At 43.7% G+C, this 17,530-nt stretch carries 14 protein-coding genes; 6 read left to right on the top strand and 8 right to left on the bottom strand.

Annotated elements, in window-relative coordinates:
• A partial coding sequence (locus tag VPNCDNU1_RS15955; RefSeq protein WP_237324154.1) for an ABC transporter ATP-binding protein occupies positions 1-1,363 on the top strand: 1,363 nt, incomplete at its 5' end.
• A 68-nt stretch (positions 1,364-1,431) separates the two neighbouring features.
• Here the strand turns inward: VPNCDNU1_RS15955 and VPNCDNU1_RS15950 are convergent.
• Positions 1,432-2,847 (bottom strand): OprD family outer membrane porin, encoded by a 1,416-nt coding sequence (locus VPNCDNU1_RS15950; RefSeq protein WP_371410797.1) that lies wholly within the window; start codon positions 2,845-2,847, stop codon positions 1,432-1,434.
• 481 nt (positions 2,848-3,328) lie between these two features.
• On the opposite strand from VPNCDNU1_RS15950, the gene VPNCDNU1_RS15945 reads away from it, so the two are divergent.
• The gene (locus VPNCDNU1_RS15945) at positions 3,329-4,237 is read left to right on the top strand and encodes an EamA family transporter (protein WP_371410796.1); all 909 of its coding nucleotides are present in this window, start codon (positions 3,329-3,331) and stop codon (positions 4,235-4,237) included.
• Positions 4,238-4,262: 25 nt separating this feature from the next.
• Here VPNCDNU1_RS15945 and VPNCDNU1_RS15940 read toward each other — a convergent pair whose 3' ends face one another.
• The 6 genes from VPNCDNU1_RS15940 to VPNCDNU1_RS15915 all read right to left on the bottom strand — a co-directional run bounded on the left by VPNCDNU1_RS15940 (position 4,263) and on the right by VPNCDNU1_RS15915 (position 11,531).
• The gene (locus tag VPNCDNU1_RS15940; RefSeq protein ID WP_104401233.1) at positions 4,263-4,988 is read right to left on the bottom strand and encodes a DUF3726 domain-containing protein; all 726 of its coding nucleotides are present in this window, start codon (positions 4,986-4,988) and stop codon (positions 4,263-4,265) included.
• Complete coding sequence (locus VPNCDNU1_RS15935; RefSeq protein WP_104401232.1) at positions 4,985-6,685, bottom strand: hypothetical protein; 1,701 nt, start codon at positions 6,683-6,685, stop codon at positions 4,985-4,987. The genes VPNCDNU1_RS15940 and VPNCDNU1_RS15935 overlap by 4 nt, the downstream gene beginning before the upstream one ends.
• A gap of 108 nt (positions 6,686-6,793) precedes the next feature.
• Entirely contained in the window at positions 6,794-8,392 is a 1,599-nt protein-coding gene (locus VPNCDNU1_RS15930) for a BCCT family transporter (protein WP_104401231.1), read from the bottom strand.
• A 141-nt stretch (positions 8,393-8,533) separates the two neighbouring features.
• Positions 8,534-9,523 (bottom strand): membrane dipeptidase, encoded by a 990-nt coding sequence (locus tag VPNCDNU1_RS15925; protein ID WP_104401230.1) that lies wholly within the window; start codon positions 9,521-9,523, stop codon positions 8,534-8,536.
• A 34-nt stretch (positions 9,524-9,557) separates the two neighbouring features.
• On the bottom strand, positions 9,558-11,012 hold the full coding sequence (locus VPNCDNU1_RS15920) for an aldehyde dehydrogenase family protein (protein WP_104401229.1): 1,455 nt from the start codon (positions 11,010-11,012) through the stop codon (positions 9,558-9,560).
• 120 nt (positions 11,013-11,132) lie between these two features.
• Positions 11,133-11,531 carry a RidA family protein gene (locus tag VPNCDNU1_RS15915; protein ID WP_101110320.1) on the bottom strand — a complete coding sequence of 133 codons (399 nt, stop codon included), beginning with the start codon at positions 11,529-11,531 and terminating at the stop codon, positions 11,133-11,135.
• 152 nt (positions 11,532-11,683) lie between these two features.
• Between VPNCDNU1_RS15915 and VPNCDNU1_RS15910 the strand changes: the two genes are divergently transcribed.
• Both VPNCDNU1_RS15910 and VPNCDNU1_RS15905 read left to right on the top strand, forming a co-directional pair.
• Positions 11,684-12,583 carry a LysR family transcriptional regulator gene (locus VPNCDNU1_RS15910; protein WP_104401228.1) on the top strand — a complete coding sequence of 300 codons (900 nt, stop codon included), beginning with the start codon at positions 11,684-11,686 and terminating at the stop codon, positions 12,581-12,583.
• Between the two features lie 135 nt (positions 12,584-12,718).
• Positions 12,719-14,074, top strand: coding sequence for an aerolysin family beta-barrel pore-forming toxin (locus tag VPNCDNU1_RS15905; protein WP_104401227.1), 1,356 nt, complete (start codon positions 12,719-12,721; stop codon positions 14,072-14,074).
• Positions 14,075-14,218: 144 nt separating this feature from the next.
• On the opposite strand, the gene VPNCDNU1_RS15900 is transcribed toward VPNCDNU1_RS15905, so the two are convergent.
• Positions 14,219-15,151: a LysR family transcriptional regulator gene (locus VPNCDNU1_RS15900; protein WP_104401226.1), complete on the bottom strand. Its 933-nt coding sequence runs from the start codon at positions 15,149-15,151 to the stop codon at positions 14,219-14,221.
• A 549-nt stretch (positions 15,152-15,700) separates the two neighbouring features.
• On the opposite strand from VPNCDNU1_RS15900, the gene VPNCDNU1_RS15895 reads away from it, so the two are divergent.
• Together VPNCDNU1_RS15895 and pstC are read left to right on the top strand one after the other, a co-directional pair.
• Positions 15,701-16,522: a phosphate ABC transporter substrate-binding protein gene (locus VPNCDNU1_RS15895; RefSeq protein WP_104401225.1), complete on the top strand. Its 822-nt coding sequence runs from the start codon at positions 15,701-15,703 to the stop codon at positions 16,520-16,522.
• Positions 16,523-16,600: 78 nt separating this feature from the next.
• Complete coding sequence (gene pstC / locus VPNCDNU1_RS15890) at positions 16,601-17,530, top strand: phosphate ABC transporter permease subunit PstC (protein ID WP_104401224.1); 930 nt, start codon at positions 16,601-16,603, stop codon at positions 17,528-17,530.

Below are 17,530 nucleotides of genomic sequence, written 5' to 3'. Positions count from 1 at the left end.
CATTTATGATGTAAGCAAGTACAATATGGAAAGAGTCACAAATATTAAAGATGAAAATTTTCAGGAAAACGCCTCATTAACTGGTTCTTTGTTAGTACGTAGCTCTCAAGCGGTTGGAAACCTATTTAATTTATTTACATTTTATGGTGCTCAGTTAGTAGGCGCTATAGTCGGAGCAATTTTAATTTCTAATTTTGTTTCAGATTTTTTTTTGGTTGTTTTTTTATTTTGGTCTTTTATTACTTCTTATATGGCAACAAGGCCACTAAGAAAAATAAAGAAGGGGTCTGAGAACTTAGCTAAAAGGACGGCTAATTTTCAGCAGTTAATAATAAGGATATTAAATAGCTATAATTTATTAAAATATCAGAGGCGATTCTCTGAATTAATTGATAAATATAATCGTTCATTATCACGTTGGAGTCATATAGGTTCTTTTCTTAGGTATAGACACTTTAAAAATGCACTAATAATATTTTTCATGAAGTCGTTTTTGATTTTGTTTACTATTTTTCTTTACTTTTTGAACTCAGATAAGTTTGAGGTTAGCGTAGCTCTCATGTTGCTTTTAGTTATCATTACTTTATCTAGAACAATTGAAGAGTTTAGTGCAAGGCTTTTTGAGCTCACAGTTAATATAGGTGAGGTTGTAACATTCGAAAAAATTATAAATGAATCAGAGGAAGAAAATTCATCTTTCAAAGAGAACCTGTCAATAATAAACTTAGAATCGATTGAAGTTAGTGATCTTTATCTAAAGAGAGGTGAGTTTAAGATAATAAATGACTTAAGTTTTGAAGCAAAAAAAGGAATGCTGCTTGCTGTGATAGGTGAATCCGGAGCTGGAAAAACAAGCTTGTTAAAGTTCTTAGTTGGAATGCATGAAGCTTGTAATGCTAAAGTTTTCTATAACGGTAATTTGATCACCAATGAAAATAAACATTTTCTTTCAAGAATATTTCATTACACAGATCTAACTAGGATTAACTTGGGACAATCCTTGAATTCAGACTTTAGAGATCTTGCTGGTTGTAGAAATATGAGTGAGTTTGAGAGCCAAGAAAAAAGCCTTCACTTAGAAAAATTACCGAACAACTGGAAAACTAGTATGAATTTACAGTTAAGTAAAGGTCAATTTGCTAGAGTTGAATTGATGTTAGCGATGTCAACTGGTAAAAGTTTATTGTTGGATGAGCCTACATCAGCCCTTGATGATGAAGTTTGTGGGGACGTTATGACCGCGCTAAGAAATTATGGTCAGCTTGTGATATTTAGTACTCATGATAAGCGAGCAATATCTAAAGCAGACATTGTAATCAACCTATTAGGTGATGGAAATCATGAAGTGAGTTATAGTAGCTAAGATACAAATTTATGCAAAAATGCCCTGCAAGCGGGAAACCATGCAGGGCACAAAGGCAGCTTATAAAATTATTTCAAATTCAGGCTATAGGAAATAAGCAGTTTTACGTCATTACGGTCTTGCTTATGCACAACATCGCTACCGCGGAACATGCCGTGGAATAGACGAACATTAAGCCCTTTCAAACCACCATCCAAAAACTTGTACCCAAGGTTCCAATCTACCGAATGCATAGTGCCATCGTATTCTTTCTCAACTTTGCTTGAGCGAACGTTAGTACCGTAGTTTGCGCCAAGACCTGCGGTTAAGCCGGCAACACCAAAGTCAGCGAAGTTGTAGTTCACAGCAATTTTCGCGGCTTTTGTGCCATCAACGTTATAGTCTTCTAGCTGAGAAGTGGTTTGTTGGAAATTGCGGTTGTCGGAGTTTGCCCAAGGCGTTAGGCGGAAGTTATAACCAACCTCTTGGCCTTTCGTGTCGGTGGCGCTTAAACCAGCAATCCAGGTGAAGTTGCCGCTTTTGATGTTCGCGCCCAAGCCAATGTAACTTTGGGCTTCCTGATCTTTCAACCCAGTCAGCTCGGATTCTGCGTGAATACTGCCGTGATAAAAGCCGGTTAGGTTGACTTTTGCGTCACCCATGTCGAAGCCGTATTTACCCAAAACTTGCCAGTTAGTACGGTAGTCTTTACCTTCACCGTAGCCTAAATCAATCTGACCACCATCAAACTTATAAATGCCACCGACTGTGTGAATGTAGTCGATGATCTTGCCTTGTTTGCTACCTGGGTGCTGGTTTTGGTGCCAAGTTGTCGTCATATCGTGGAAGTTTTTACGCCAGTCATTTTTGAACTTGTCCGCGATGGCGTAACCGACAACGAAATCACCAAAGTGCGCTTTGGCTTCTAGGCCGCGGTAAGAGTGTGGGTTTAATCCCCAGCTCGAACGGATGGTACCGATATTGATTCGGGTATAACCACCGCGCAATGCAAGACCGGTTTTGTCGTCGCCAAATTTGGCTTTAAGCGAGGCTACCGGAACAGCAACGTAAGATTTTTCGCACGCTTTGCCATCGTAAGATGGGTTGTTTTCACAGGTGTGATCGTAGTAAAGAATTTCGGATTGACCCGTTGTGTCGCCTAACTGCAAGTTGGTGTTCGCCCAAATATCGATGCCAACCGTATCTTTGAAATACCCAGAGCGGTAATCCCAAGCCAGTTGCAGGGTTTGATTTTCAATATTCGGAACGTACTCACCGTTGTCGTCTTTTTGCTGACGATCTCGGATGTATAAGAAAGAGTGCAGCTTGGATGAAGAGTCTTCATAAAAGGCTTGTTTTGCTTCATCGGCAAGGTTCAGTGCCGCAGCACTTTGGTTGAGTACATCATTTGGATCATTGTCATTTGCGTGTACAGGAAGTGCCACCATTGCAACCAAAATGGAGGTACTGAGTAGGGAAAGTGGAGCTTTGTTTATCGTGTTCATAACCATATCCATCAGTTATTGATTAGTCTGTGAATAATCACATTAATAATGTTATAAAAACGATGGTTTTTTAAAATAGAAACGATGTTTTAAATATATAAAATAAGGCTTGGATCATAGTTAAGTGCTGAGATTAGAAGCCGATCACAATCTGAATGTGGCGAGGAGAAAGGAAAGATGCAAACACTTAAATGTTTGATTAGTAAGTCGAATATAGGGTTTTCATTCGAAGTGCAATGTGGCTTTTCTTGCGTGACATCACTTTTTTCTCAAAGTGGCATTGAACGTTTTTCTGTGACATCTATCAATAAAGGTCGCCAATTTACTCGAAAATCTCCAATTAAGCAGCGGCAATGTAGAGAAAGTAGTTTCGTACTTAGGCTTATTTTTAATCAATTCCCTCTTCTAAGAATTGAGTGTAAGTTACTAGGTCTACAGACCCTATTATATTAATAAAAACTGACTGACTAGAATGAACCAAGTGAAAAACACTTCGACCGATGAATCCCGTGGAATACTGGCATCTATACTGGCGTCCATTGGGTTTGCCATGTTGCCCGCTTATGTGACTTTTCAGCCAGAGATTACAGGCATTCCGACCGATTTTGGTATGGGGAATTGGTTGGCTGGTCAGCGAATATTATGGGGTTCGATACTCTTATTATTTGGTCTTGCCCTATTTGGACGATTACCCACGTTTTGGTCTTTCTTTTCCCAGTGGCGACTGTGGCCGAGATACATGTTATCCGCGATTCTTATTGCCCCTCAGCTTTGGGTTTTTGTTTGGGCACCTCTTCAAGGGGAAACACTTTCTGTTGCGCTTGGCTATTTTTGCTTGCCCCTAACGTTAGCCGCAGTTGCACATTTTGTTTATAAGGAAAGCATTACTCGGAAACAGTTGATCGCATGCGCTTTCGCCGCCTGTGGAGTAGCTTACGCTTACGCGTTGGCCGACGGAGTTTCTTGGATAGTATTTTTGATTTGCTTTGGTTATCCCATGTATTTTATGTTTCGCCGTAAATATAAAATCAGCAGCGACGTGTCTTTCAGTTTAGAGAATGTTTTTCTATTGCCGTTTGCCATTATTGGTATGGCTCTGACTTACCCAATTGAGTCTTGGGGATCCATTGCACCAAGCGTATGGCTGTATTATCTCGGTTTGGCCTTTACGGGGATTATCCCAATTATTCTCTTTTTCTATGCGTCGCAGCTATTGCCAATGACCCTATTTGGTCTACTTGGTTATTTGGAGCCTGTGCTGGTTTTTTGTGTTGCGTTGGTGTTAGGGGAGCGTATTGCGTTGATCCAGTGGCCAACCTATCTTGCGATTATGGTAGCGTTGGCCATTGTTGCGTTAGAACAGTTGAAATTACGACGATCGTTAGGCTAGGTCAACAGACCCTAATACGCCTAAATTATTCGCCTGCTCCAAGCCTTGATTGTTCACTATTTTCAACCAGAATTTCTGTCGCCGTTTCTTTTAGCGTTTGCCATTCTTGTTCATCCACTTCAATGCCTTTCTCCCACGAGGCTTTTTGGGTGCGAGAAAGTTGCTTAGCCGAAATGTGGATATTGTAACCGTCGGCAACTTCCGAAAAATCAAAGTCATCAATCGAAAGAACAATAGTCATATCGTGAATGATCAACGATTCTAGCGACGCCTGCTCTGAAAAGAAGAGCTCGGGTGATATGCGTCCTTTGTTTAGCACCAGTAGCACTTTTTTAGGATCAGACCCGTTTTCCCAATAAGCTTTACAGGCAATGCCTTTAGAAGACAGTTTGGCTAATTCACTGTAGGCGAGCCACCGATTATGGCACCGTGTTAACTTCAGTGTAATTTGACGGCGCTTCACCATTTTTTCTAGTGCGAAATCCAATACGACGGGTAAATGGCACGCAAGGCTTGAGCCGTGAAGATCGATTTCAAGGCTATTATTACCAAGCTCGTACACATCCACGGGGCAATCTTCTTCTTTGCTCATGAATCGGCTGCCACTGTTGAAATGTTTGACACCATTTAGCCCAGCCATTTGTAAATCCGCGACCATATTCGCGATGATATCGGCTTCACCACAATTTCTACGCATTCCCAAAAATGCTTTGGTGACGGTCGCCACCAGTTCGTTATGTGAGACTATCATGGCGCTTTGCCTCCGGTGTATTCGGTTGATGACGGTAACGTAGGAAAGATCCACTCGTCTTCATTGATCTCATCAAGAAGTGGTGCGCCTTGAAAGAACGTTACTCTTACCCAGCGATCTGATCTGGGGTCAAACTTAGTCGCACCGAACATCGCCAATTTGCATCTTAATAAGTGCATAGGAAGTGCATCTTTGTGCAACACATTCATCTGAATGTCGCCCATCACTTTGTTCCCTAATGTCCATGCTCTGCGTGCAATGGCACGATGTTTTGGGTGCTTCAGTGAAAATTCCGCCATAGATATACTTGGATTTTCGGCGATGAGGGAATGATAAAGTTTGTTCACCTGACGCCCAATATCCAGTGGCAGTTCCTTCTCTTCACCGGGTTCTTCATCTCGCACACCGAGCCTTGGTTCTTCTTTGTCTTGCGAGCGATACCAAAACCAATAGCGGTTGTCGTGCTGAGAATAGTCGGTGTTAATTGCCCAGCGATAGCGTGTTTCGAGCAAATCAATAAACTGCTGAACGGTTCTATGACCTTCCAAGTGCAATGACTCATCACAATTCATTTTGTCTTGGTATTTGTCTACTTTTTCAGGGTACAGCTCCATTAAGCAGCTTGTTATTGATTCCTGCGTTTCTAAACTGAAATGAGTGCACTGTTCTAGCCATTCTCCCCAGTTTTGATGAGTGTCCGGAATGGTATCCATCTCTCTTACAACGCGTTGAAGCTCTTGAACGGCGGCGGCGTTAAGCTGCTTTTGTGGTTCATCTATGGTGACCACTTGATCGAAGTGGCGAATGGCTTTATTTAGCAAAGTCACGAGCCTTAAGCGACTTTGATCATCAGGCGATTGACACAGCACTTCTGCCAATGCCGCCTCTCTCGTGGTTAACCATTGGTCGACAATGCAGGGGTGATTGATGAGGTACGGAGCCATGCCGAGCCCCGTCGCATTGCCTACACCAAGGTAGCGTTGAAGTGAGCGATCGAGTTCAACGAAACGATCTCCGCCTTGCAGTTTAGCGAGGTAATGAACCCAGTCTAGGCTGAATTCACGTAGCAGGTAAACCGCACACATTTGAGCACTAAAAGACTGCTTAAAATCTGGGTTATTTTCTAGCAGCTTAAAATCGGCAATGCCAAATTTGCCGTTGCCATACACCGCAGTGGTTCGCAATATGTAGCCGACTTTGGCTAACTCATTTGCTTCTGGTTGAATGCCATTTGATAAACTTGAAATAATGTGGTCGAACACTCGCACGCTTTTGTTTGCACGAGCCAACACCAACACGTTATTGGGGTTGCGACCAGCTTCTTGCAATGGCACGTTCTCACGAAGCCGGTTTAAGAGCACTTGAGACACTTCACCTTTTACGAGTGCAAAAGTCACATCCCATTTCTCAGCGATCACTCTGTCGTTACGTTCATCGTCTTCAATTTCAGTGCAGAACACCACCAGATGGTAGATGTTTTCCGGTGTTTTTAATTGATAAACGACGTGACCAAAGCCCTGTGGACACAGCTCCCACTGGTGGTTTGTTACGCTCCATTTTTGATTGGCCATCTTTCGGATCAAGGTACGAACAAAACTGATCCGGGTTTGGTGCATAGCGCCTAAACGTTCAGGTGCCATGACGACATTGGCATTGCGATACTGGGCGTTAAAATGAGTTGAACGATGTGCATCCATTTTTGCTCACCACTATGTTGTTATAAGTCAAAATTTTTATAAGACAAATGGTTATAAGAAATAGGGAGGGCAAACGCCCACCCGATTATTGGACTAGGTCTACAGCCTCTAATTTAAGCCTTGTTCTTTAGCTAATTTCATCGCTATTTGCGGCGCATTCCATAGCGAAGGCAGCAAGATCAGCGAAACAGGCACCGCAGTAATCACGATGAACGATTGCAATGCGGATATCCCACCCGAACCAAGAGAGATAAGAATTAGCGCTGTAACTCCCATCATTACGCCCCAGAAAGTACGGATAATGGCATTGGGTTCAGTTTCTCCGCTGATCACCACACTGATGGTGTAGGTCATGGAGTCACCTGTCGTTACGATGAAAATAGTCGTAAGAATCAAAAACAGGATAGAGACAAGCATCGGCAACGGTAGCTGTTGAGTTACTGCCAGTAGTGCTCCAGGAAGGTTAAATCCTTCAAAAGCTTTACTGACGGTACCAGGTTCCGCAATTTCAAATGCCAGACCAGAGCCGCCGACAATCGTGAACCAAAAGAACGTCACCAAAGGGGCAATGATGCTGATAGTCGAAATGATTTGACGAATGCTTCGACCACGAGAAATACGCGCGATAAAGATGGCCATCATTGGTCCATAGCCTAAGAACCAGCCCCAGAAGAACACAGTCCACCAGCTTAACCAGCCTTCGTCACCGCGGTATGTTGCCATTGGAATGAAGTTATCCAACATGGTTCCAACGCCTTGAATGTAGCCATTGAAAATAAAGTTAGTTGGGCCAAATAGCAGAATGTAGACCATCAATGCACAGGCAAGGATAACGTTGAATCGGCTTAGCATCTGCATACCTCTGTTCAAACCACTGATGGCAGAAAGGGTATAAAGAGCGATAGCGAACATCACAATGATCAGTTGAGTAGTAAAGCCGTCAGGGATATCAAACAGAGCATTAAGTGCATAGCTGACTTGTAGACCTAAGAAACCGATAGGACCAATGGTTCCAGCAGCAACAGCCACAATGCAGCAAGCATCAATGAGTGCCCCGGTTTGACCTTTCAGTGCGCGTTCACCTAAAACAGGGTAAAGCAAAATACGTGGTTTTAACGGCAGCCCTTTGTCGTAATGTAGGTGCATGACAACGATAGAAGTCAAACTGCCCACAATCGCCCAAGCAAGAAAGCCCCAGTGCATAAAAGATTGAGAAAGCGCGTTGATCGCCATTTGTTGGGTATTTTCTTGCGCGCCATACAGAGGAGGTGGGCTAACAAAGTGTGCAATTGGTTCTGCCGCTGCCCAGAAGACACCGCCACCGGCGAGCAAGGTACAGAAGATGATCGCCATCCAGCGAAAGCCATTCATTTCCGGTGCAGAGATATTGCCCAAAATGACTTTCCCTGTTCTGCCTGCGGCAAGACCGAGACCAATTAAAAAGGTTAACAGAAGCAGTAATTGCCAATACGGTCCAAATACTTTAACAGACCATGCAAACCCCGTATTCACGAGTGTGGAGAGTAGTTCTCCATCGAACAAAGCCAGTAGAACGAACAGGGCAATAAAGCCGCCGCTGTACCATAGTGCAGGGTTGGTCAGCCCTAACGCATCCGTTGCGCTTTGTGCTGATGTGGTGTTGTCCGATACTGAAGATGCAGGGTTAGTAGCTTCAGTATTTTTCATGCTATTGGTTAGATCAGACATGTGCTGACTCCAGAAGTTTTCTTTGCCGTTGCAAAGGTGTATTTAACACCAGCCCTTACTATTGTTTTTGTTAGGCAGGCTGTTCCTTGTTAGGTGATCTTCAGGCTCTATGCATTGCAGGCTCTACATATCACAAAGGCTTTATGCGATAGGCTCTAGCCCGCTTTTCAAAAAGTTGAACCAGTTATCACCGATAATTTGTCCTGCCTCGGGTTCATTGAACCCATGACGTAGTAATCCGTTATAAATGTTTTCCATTCCTTCGCTGCCAGCAAACCACGGCAGTGAGTCTGGCCAGCCCGAATTGCTCGCCGAGCCTTCTCCATAGTCCATGGCTTTTGACCAACGACCGTTACGCATCCATTCCAGCACAGACTGAGGTTGGTTTAGGCATAAGTCAGACCCGATAGCGAGATGCTCAACACCCACCATGTCGGCGGTTTTGGCGATCATTTGGCAGAAGTCTTCCAAGGTACAATCGCTGCCTTTTGGAAGGTGGAAAGGGTAAAGGCTAAATCCAAGTAGCCCGCCACGCTCAGTGAGCGACTTAATGACATGATCCGATTTATTGCGAAGGGCTTTGTGGGCAAAACTTGGGTTAGCGTGGCTAATGCAAATAGGACGAGAAGACATGTCGATGGCTTCCAGCGTTGAGCGTTCTGCGCTGTGAGACATATCGATGATCATGCCTACTCGGTTCATTTCCTGAATGGCTTGTTTACCAAATCGAGTAATGCCCATATCGTGCTGCTCGTAGCAGCCTGTCGCTAACAAACTTTGGTTGTTGTAGGTAAGCTGCATGATCAGCAAACCTTGGCGTTTCATTACTTCGATTAACCCAATCTCATCTTCTATTGGGGAGCAGTTTTGTGCCCCAAAGAAAATACCGACTCTACCCGTCGCTTTTGCTTCTTCCACATCTGCCATGGTGTGAATAGGCATAATGAGATCGGCATTTTGTTCGAATCTCAGGTTCCACTCCGCAAAACGCGTAAGCGTCTCGCGGGTGTTTTCGTGATACACCACAGTGGCGTGCACAGCGGTAATACCGCTGGCTTTTAGAGTTTGAAAATACTCGCGATTCCAGTTGCAGTACTGCAAGCCATCAATCACTATCCTTTGCTGATACATGCCTATTCCTTCCTAGTTGGTGTTCACGATATGATCAGTAAGGACGCTGGTAAGTCGTCTTCACTACGGTGTAAAACTCTTTGGCGTACTGACCCTGTTCACGTGGACCAAAGCTGGATTCTTTGCGCCCACCAAACGGCACGTGATAATCGGTACCAGCTGTCGGTAGGTTAACCATGACGCATCCCGTTTGCGCTTGCTGTTTGAAAATGGCACTGGTGCGCAGGCTTTGGGTGATAATGCCGCCAGTCAGACCAAAACGAGTGTCGTTGGTGACGGCAATGGCTTCTTCGAGGTTAGCAACACGAATGACGCTTGCCATTGGCGCAAACACTTCTTCTTGGTTCACTTCCCATTGATTCTGAGTATCCAAGAACAGAGTCGGTGACATGTAGTAACCGTCGTGAGTGAGGTTTAAACGTTCACCACCAAACGCCAATTCCGCACCACTTTCTCGGGCTTTATCGAGCCATGCGAAGTTGGCGTCCAGCTGATTACCATCGACAACCGGCCCCATAAATACGCCGTCTTCGAGTGCGTGACCGACTTTCAGCTCACTCATGCGTTTGATCAGTGCTTCCACGTATTGATCGTGAATACCATCCATGACGACAAGGCGAGAAGATGCGGTACATTTTTGACCAGCACCAGAGAAAGAACCGGCAATAGTGGCATCAACCGCAGTTTGAATATCGGCATCGTCAGCAACCACCAAGGCATTCTTACTGCCCATTTCCAATTGGCTGCGCACAAAGTTGGGTGCGGTTGCAGCAGCAACTTTACGACCGGTTTCAACAGAACCCGTAAAGCTGACCGCGTTAATCTCTTTAGAATGAATGAGGGTATTACCCACCTTAGAACCGCTACCTAGAACGAGGTTGAATGTGCCGGCTGGCAATCCTTGGCGGTGAATAATTTCAGTCAGTGCAACGGCACTGGCAGGAGTGAGGTTCGCGGGTTTCCAAATGACGCTGTTACCAAACGCCAGCGCCGGCGCGATTTTCCAAGCGGCGGTGGCGGTAGGGAAGTTCCATGGAGAAATGATGGCAACCACACCAATCGCTTCACGCGTAACTTCAACAGAGACACCAGGTCGAACAGAGTCGGCTGTGTCGCCCATTTGACGAAGAACTTCCGCCGCAAAGTACTGGAAGAACTGCCCAGCGCGGTAGATTTCTCCACGCCCTTCAGCAAAAGGTTTTCCTTCTTCACGAGAAAGCAGCGTACCCAATTCGTCACATCGCGCTATCAGCTCATCACCAATCGCTTGCAAGACGGCTTGCTTGCGCTCCATCGGGGCTTTTTCCCACTCTGGCTGTGCGTGTCTTGCTGCGCTGATAGCCTGTTGAGTTTGTTGTTCGCTTGCTTGTGCGAAGGAACCAATGGTATCGGAAATGTCTGATGGGTTGATGTTAGCAACAGTGCTTTCACCTGTATGCCATTCACCACCAATGTAGAGTGCGTTTTCGTAGGGCAATTGAGTCGTCATTGTTGTGTCCTTATCTGTTCTTTGGCTGCTCATCTCTTATTGTTATAGACGTTTTGCAGCGTGTTCGAATATATGTCGTGTTTATTGAGGCTTACGTTATTGGTTGCTGCCTAAAACAAGCTACTGAGCCTGCGTCGCAGAAGCGTACACCACGAACTCGACCAACATTTCCTCTCTAGCCAAGCCTGCTACAACCATGGCTGCACGGTTAGGGAAGGGGGCGTTAAAGTACTCGGCATAAACACGGTTAACTGTTTGAAGATATTCGCGGTCGGTCACGTAAATTAAAACTTGAAAGACTGAATCCATAGATTCGCCAGCGCACTCAAGGGTATGGCTTAAGTTTGCGAAAGTTTGTCGGGTTTGGGCTTCGATACCACCTTCAACAACCGCACCCGTTTCATCAATGGGAATTTGAGCAGTGTAAAGCGTGCCGTTTCCAACGACTGCCCATTCTAGTGGTGCTTTGGAAGCAAAAAGTTCAGTTTTGATCGGGTGTTTTTTAGGTTGTGTATTCACGTCTCAGTTCCAATATGTAACAAAATTGTTTCTTGATGGTTAAATATTGCCTTTTGACAGGTGATAAATCTAACGGTAAATTTTTTACATTTGATAAGTAAAATTTATCATCGTGTTTGGCATCAATCCCAAAAAGGGCTGAGAGAAAAGTTATGAATATAAAGCTACAACAACTGATGCATTTTTCTTTGGTCGTAGAAGAAGGGGGGTTTAGAGCGGCGTCGCATCGAGCGAATCGATCTCAGGCGGCGCTTTCCACTTCTATTAAGGAGTTAGAGCGCACATTAGGGCAACCACTGTTTGAAAGTGGCAATAAGTCTGCGTTGACGCCATTTGGTGAAATTTGTGTCCCTAAAATTTCCCAGTTTCTAAATGTGTACCATGCGCTGGATAACGATTTGCGTGCGGCAGCGGCTGGTCAGCAAGGTCGGGTACGTATCGCCAGCGTTCCTTCAGTCGCCGCCAAACTGATTCCAAGTGTGCTGGCAGCATTTTGTGAACAGTTCCCTAGTGTGGAAGTGAGCTTAGTCGACGACAATGCTGCCGGTGTAGAGTCTCGGTTGATGTCGGGAGAAGTCGATCTCGCTTTGGGTAACTGCTCACACTTGGAAGAAGAATCCATTGATTTTGTTTCGCTGATTTCAGACCCGATTGGTGTGGTGTGCTTGAAAGACAACCCAATCGCGAGCAAACAAGAAGGCATTGAATGGGAAACCCTCTTACAGCAGCCTTTTATCCGAAATGGCACATGTACATTGCTGGAATCGACTCCAGCCAGAGTGCTAAGTGAGCGAGCACTCTACTCTGTAGAAAACATTACTTCTTTGTTCTCTGTCCTTGAGTTAGGGATAGGTGTGACAACACTTCCAAAACTAGCGTTTCCTACCAATGAAACACGCCTGACTTGGATACCCCTAATCGATCCACCATTACAACGTGAGATAGGGATTTTTAGATTGTCTGATCGCACTATATCTCCGCAAGCGCAAGCCTTTCACGACCTGTGTATTGAGTATTTAAATTACGGTCAGGAAAGTACGCATGATCTCTAGGTCATAAATCGCACTGATACTGATCAAACTATCAAAAAGCAATTTCTATTTAGGAAAACTCGGTTTTATTCCACTGATATTCACTCTCCAACCTCAATGCATAAGAATGATTTTGCAAACACAAAGGAGATAATAATGGAAAGAAAACCTTTTGCTTTATGTACCTTAGCAGCAAGTATTGCACTTGTAATTGCGCCTTCCATCGCAGTGGCGAGTTCATCCCCAGACGGTGCTTCAGGCAGTGCAACCCCTACAGTAAATAATAGCCAGCTGCCAGCATTACCTAGCTACCCAAACAAAGCGTATGCCGATGGTGGAAATGTTGAAGCCCTACAATACAACGTATTTAACGATCCAGATTTCTATAAACCTCTGTCGTACCTTGGACATTATTTAGGCTTTGGTTGGGCTGGTGGTACTAAATCACGCTATATCGGTGAAGATATGGAAGTGAGGCGTATTGATGAAAAGACATACAGCATCAATGCGCGATACAACAGTAATGATCCGCATGCCGATGGCTATTGGGCACACAAGCGCTTAAAGATGAAAGTGAAAGACGTCAAATTGGTGACAAACCCAGCGACATTGGTGTTGGGTGAACCAGAAGTGTACGACCGTGAAGCTTTAGCAACTGTTGATGCAATGGTGTACAACTGCGGAACGACAGAAGACACAGCACCTGTCGATATTGGGTACAACGAAACGACAAGTTGGACAAAAACCGATAACTTCTCGTTTGGTCAATCGCTCAGCGTGACAAACAAATACGAAGTTGGTGTACCACTTATTGGTGGCGCTTCGTCTGAAATCAAAGCCGAATTCAATGCGAGCCAAGGTTGGAGTGAAACGGATGGCAAATCCACCTCGGTTGACCGAAAAGCACAGTACCGAGCGCAAGTTCCTGCCATGAATAAGCGCTATATAACGCTCACTTTGTTTAAGCAAAAGGCTGACATTCCCTACAATTCATTTGCTTATCTAAGCTACAACCTAGATTTCGAAGGGTTCCTGCGCTGGGGTGGGAATGCGCGATCTGATCATCCAACCAATCGACCTACCATGACGCAAACCTTTGGAAGCACCATTGGTCTTAATGGTCCTCAAAAAATTGCCGATGAATATAAATATTCTTATATTTCTGGGCGTAGCAACTGGGATTGGCACTGGATGAAGGATGAATTTGGTCAGTCTAACCTTAGCTGGGTGTTAGGTAATGTGGCCAAACGTAAATACGGTGCGGCGATGTCTGGTAAGTTCACGACTGTCGATGGCAGTCAATACAACATCACAGCAGGAGCAGCGATTCCATTAACGCAACAAGAGATTTCGACGCTAGCAAATTGTAGCCAACCATCTAATGGTCGCACAGCAAGATTGCTCTCAGCCGGCTCCAATATGGGCTTAGTTGTGGAATCCGTTGAAAGGCTATCAGATGACTATGCGGATGCTAACATCTCTGTTTCTCTAGCGAGCCCATTGACGCAATAGAGAATAAGCTCATCCGAGCCTTATTCACTAATAACTATTGTTGAGGTCATTTAATGATAGAAGGGTGGAGTTAGGGTGTTAGGAAAATTATCAATATGAAGTAGAGGGGAATTCCCCTCTATTTTTATATTATAAAATCCTAAATTAAAGTTCATTGCTTAATTCTGGCTTGATTATAGGGTTTTCAATAATACAAGATTGGCTTGGGATTATTTCGGCCAAATTTTTTTTGAGGAAATCAATTAAAGTTCGGGTAGGTGTTGTTAATAGTTGCCTGTTGGGAAATATTAAGCTGATATCTTGTGGTGGTAATGATTTTTCTTTTAACAATATAACCATATCACCATTTATAACGTTCTCTTTAATATTAAAGTACGGAAGTATAGAGATAGCATTTATTGACATTATGGCATTAATTGCACATCTATCGGAGTTTACTTTCATAATTACGTTATCTGTTGAAACGTAGTTAGATAAAAAATTCTTATACAATGAAAAGGTTGTCGCTACATTTAAAACGATAGGTAACTGGCTAATATAATGAATGTTATCCCTTTCTTGTTTAGGGACTAAGTTAGAAGGGGCAACAAGTACTCGAGGTATTTGCCCAAGCTTTACAGAGACGACATCTTGTTCGGTCACTTTCCCAATTCTTAAAACTAAGTCATACCCCATACGTGAAATAGACTCTCTTGTATCATTCATACAAATATCTAGATGGATGTCGGGGTATTGATTGATGAACTTTAATAAGATAGGAAAAACAACGTCTTCACCAAAACGTCGCGGCAGCCCAAGCCTAACAGTACCTTTCATCGTGCTTTCTATATTGGGCATCATTAGCTCATTATAGCCATGCAGTAAGTCTCGGGCCTTTTGATAGAAGTCGATTCCTTTATTGGTTAACGATATTTTATTTCCCTTTCGATTTAATAATTGATATCCCACTTCTTTCTCAAGATATTGTACACGTTTACTGACGGTTGATATGGAAACAGAAAGCTGCTCTGCGGCAAGAGAGAAGCTATTGGCATTTACTACAGTAACAAAAGCTTTTATTTTTAGAAATTTATCCATTTTACCAACTTAACGAATAGCATGGTTATTTATTGATGAGATGCTTTAAAACTAAATATAGGATTGGTTTTTGTAAGGGTATTAATAATGTTAAATTGCTCGATAAGATTTAATTATAACTTTATTATTTCAATGGAAATGTGATTCTAATTCTAAAATTGTTGTTAATTAGCTCAATTTTATCAATTAACCCATACTTATTTAGTTTTGTCTAAATAAGTATGGGTTAAATAATATATGCATTCATATTTAACGAAAAACCGAAGACCAGAAAACATTTAAAAATGTTCTCTAGTACGTCTATACAAAATCCATAGCTCTATATAGACATGTAAAAGCTCACCTTGTTTCGGGCAGCAATAGCCAGGTTGACGCAGTAAGTTGAAGATAAATTTAGAATGTGAAACAGGAGAAATGCAAGAATTCTCAAAAATTACACCTTGTCATACAGGGTTCAAACTAGTGAAACACAACTGTCACAAATCCCTCCTAAAGTTAGCAGCGTCAAGTGAAACACAACGGCGATGAATGCCACTAAAGGAAATTGTGATGAAAAAAACAGTAATCGGTGCATTGGCTCTACTAGGCACACTAACGGTAAACCCAGTTCTAGCTAAAGAAACTATCTCTGCTGTCGGTTCTAGCAGCGTTACGCCACTGATGGAAGTGTTCTCTGAGACTTACATGAAAGCGAACGGAAACGTCTTCATTGAAGTTCAAGGTCCTGGTTCTTCTGCTGGTGTGAAAGCAGCGAAAAACGGAAGTGCGGATCTAGGTATGTCATCTCGCAACCTAAAAAGTTCTGAAAAAGAGCCAGCGCTAAAAGAACTGGTTGTTGCTCGTGACGGTATCGCGGTTGTTGTTAACCCTAAGAATGGTCTAAAGGGGCTAACGGCTGAACAAGTTACTGCTATATACAAAGGTGAAGTGACTAACTGGAAACAAGTTGGCGGTGCAGACAAGCCTATCGTTGCTATTACTCGTGATACAGCATCAGGTACTCGTGGTGCATTTGAAGACATCATGAAGCTGAAAAAGAAAATCTCTGGTAAAAAAGTGTCGGCAATTTCTCAACGTGCGCAAGTTGCGAATGGTAATGGTGCACTTAAAACCATGGTAGCAAGCAACCCATTTGCTATTGGTTACATCTCTTTAGGTACGGTTGATTCATCGGTTCAAGCTCTTGAAATCGACGGTACACCAGCCACTGTAGATAACGTGAAAAACGGTTCATACAAAGTGGCTCGCCCATTCCTTGTATTATTCAAACAAGGCAAACCATCAGCAGAAACTCAGAAGTTCCTAGACTGGATGGTGGCTGCTGAAGCGCAATCTCTTGTAGCGAAAAAAGGCTACATCACAGTTAACTAAGCTCCTTTTTAAAATATTTGCTCAGTCCGCGAGGGCTGAGCGTTTTCCATTTCGAACCTTTCGATATGAGTATTTGTTATGACCATCGCGATCAATAGTGAAAAGTCTATGAGTGGCGAAAACGCAGAAAAAAACCGTCCACTGCGTGAGAAAAAGCGCGTAGATTGGAAAGAGCGTATTTTCCATTCTTTATTTCTGAGCAGTGCCGTTATCGGCATCGTTTCTTTGGCAACTATTGCCTATTTCATCGTTGCAGAAAGTATTCCAGCCTTCCAAGAAGCAGGTGCATCCGGCATCGTTTTTGGGCAGGACTGGTTGCCGCCAGCACTTTACGGTGTCGCAACCATGATTGTCGCGTCGGTAGTTTCTACCTTTGGCGCGGTTATTGTGGGCGTACCTATCGGTGTATTAACCGCTATCTTTATTGCTGAAATTGCGCCAAAGCGCCTTGCGGATATCATCCGTCCTGCGGTTGAACTGTTAGCGGGAATTCCTTCCGTGGTATACGGATTCTTCGGTTTGGTTATCATTGTTCCACTGATACAGCAGATCTTTAATGTTCCGGCAGGTAACACGATTTTAGCTGGGATTATCGTATTGGGTGTGATGATTCTACCCACGGTTATCACCGTATCCGAAACCTCTATTCGCGCCGTTCCGAGAACCTACAAAGAAGGCTCTTTGGCTCTGGGTGCATCAAAAATCTATACCATTTTTAAGCTGCTCGTTCCTGCTGCGCGTTCAGGCATCATGACTGGCGTGATTCTGGGTATTGCCCGAGCTCTGGGTGAAACCATGGCCATTATTATGGTTATGGGGAATGCCCCAGCGATGCCAGAAGGCATTTTGGATTCCGCACGTACCCTAACCGCGAACATTGCCATCGAAATGTCTTATGCAAGTGGCGTTCACGCTAGCGCACTCTACGCGACAGGCGTGGTATTGCTGGTATTCATCATGAGTTTGAATGCCGTTCTTCTGTACCTAAACCGTGAGAAGGCGAAGTAA

Origin of the sequence: Vibrio penaeicida (assembly GCF_002933855.1) — a bacterium.
Taxonomy (GTDB): domain Bacteria; phylum Pseudomonadota; class Gammaproteobacteria; order Enterobacterales; family Vibrionaceae; genus Vibrio; species Vibrio penaeicida_A.
The sequence above is the reverse complement of the archived record's forward strand: the minus strand, read 5'-3'. Positions and strand labels throughout refer to the sequence as shown.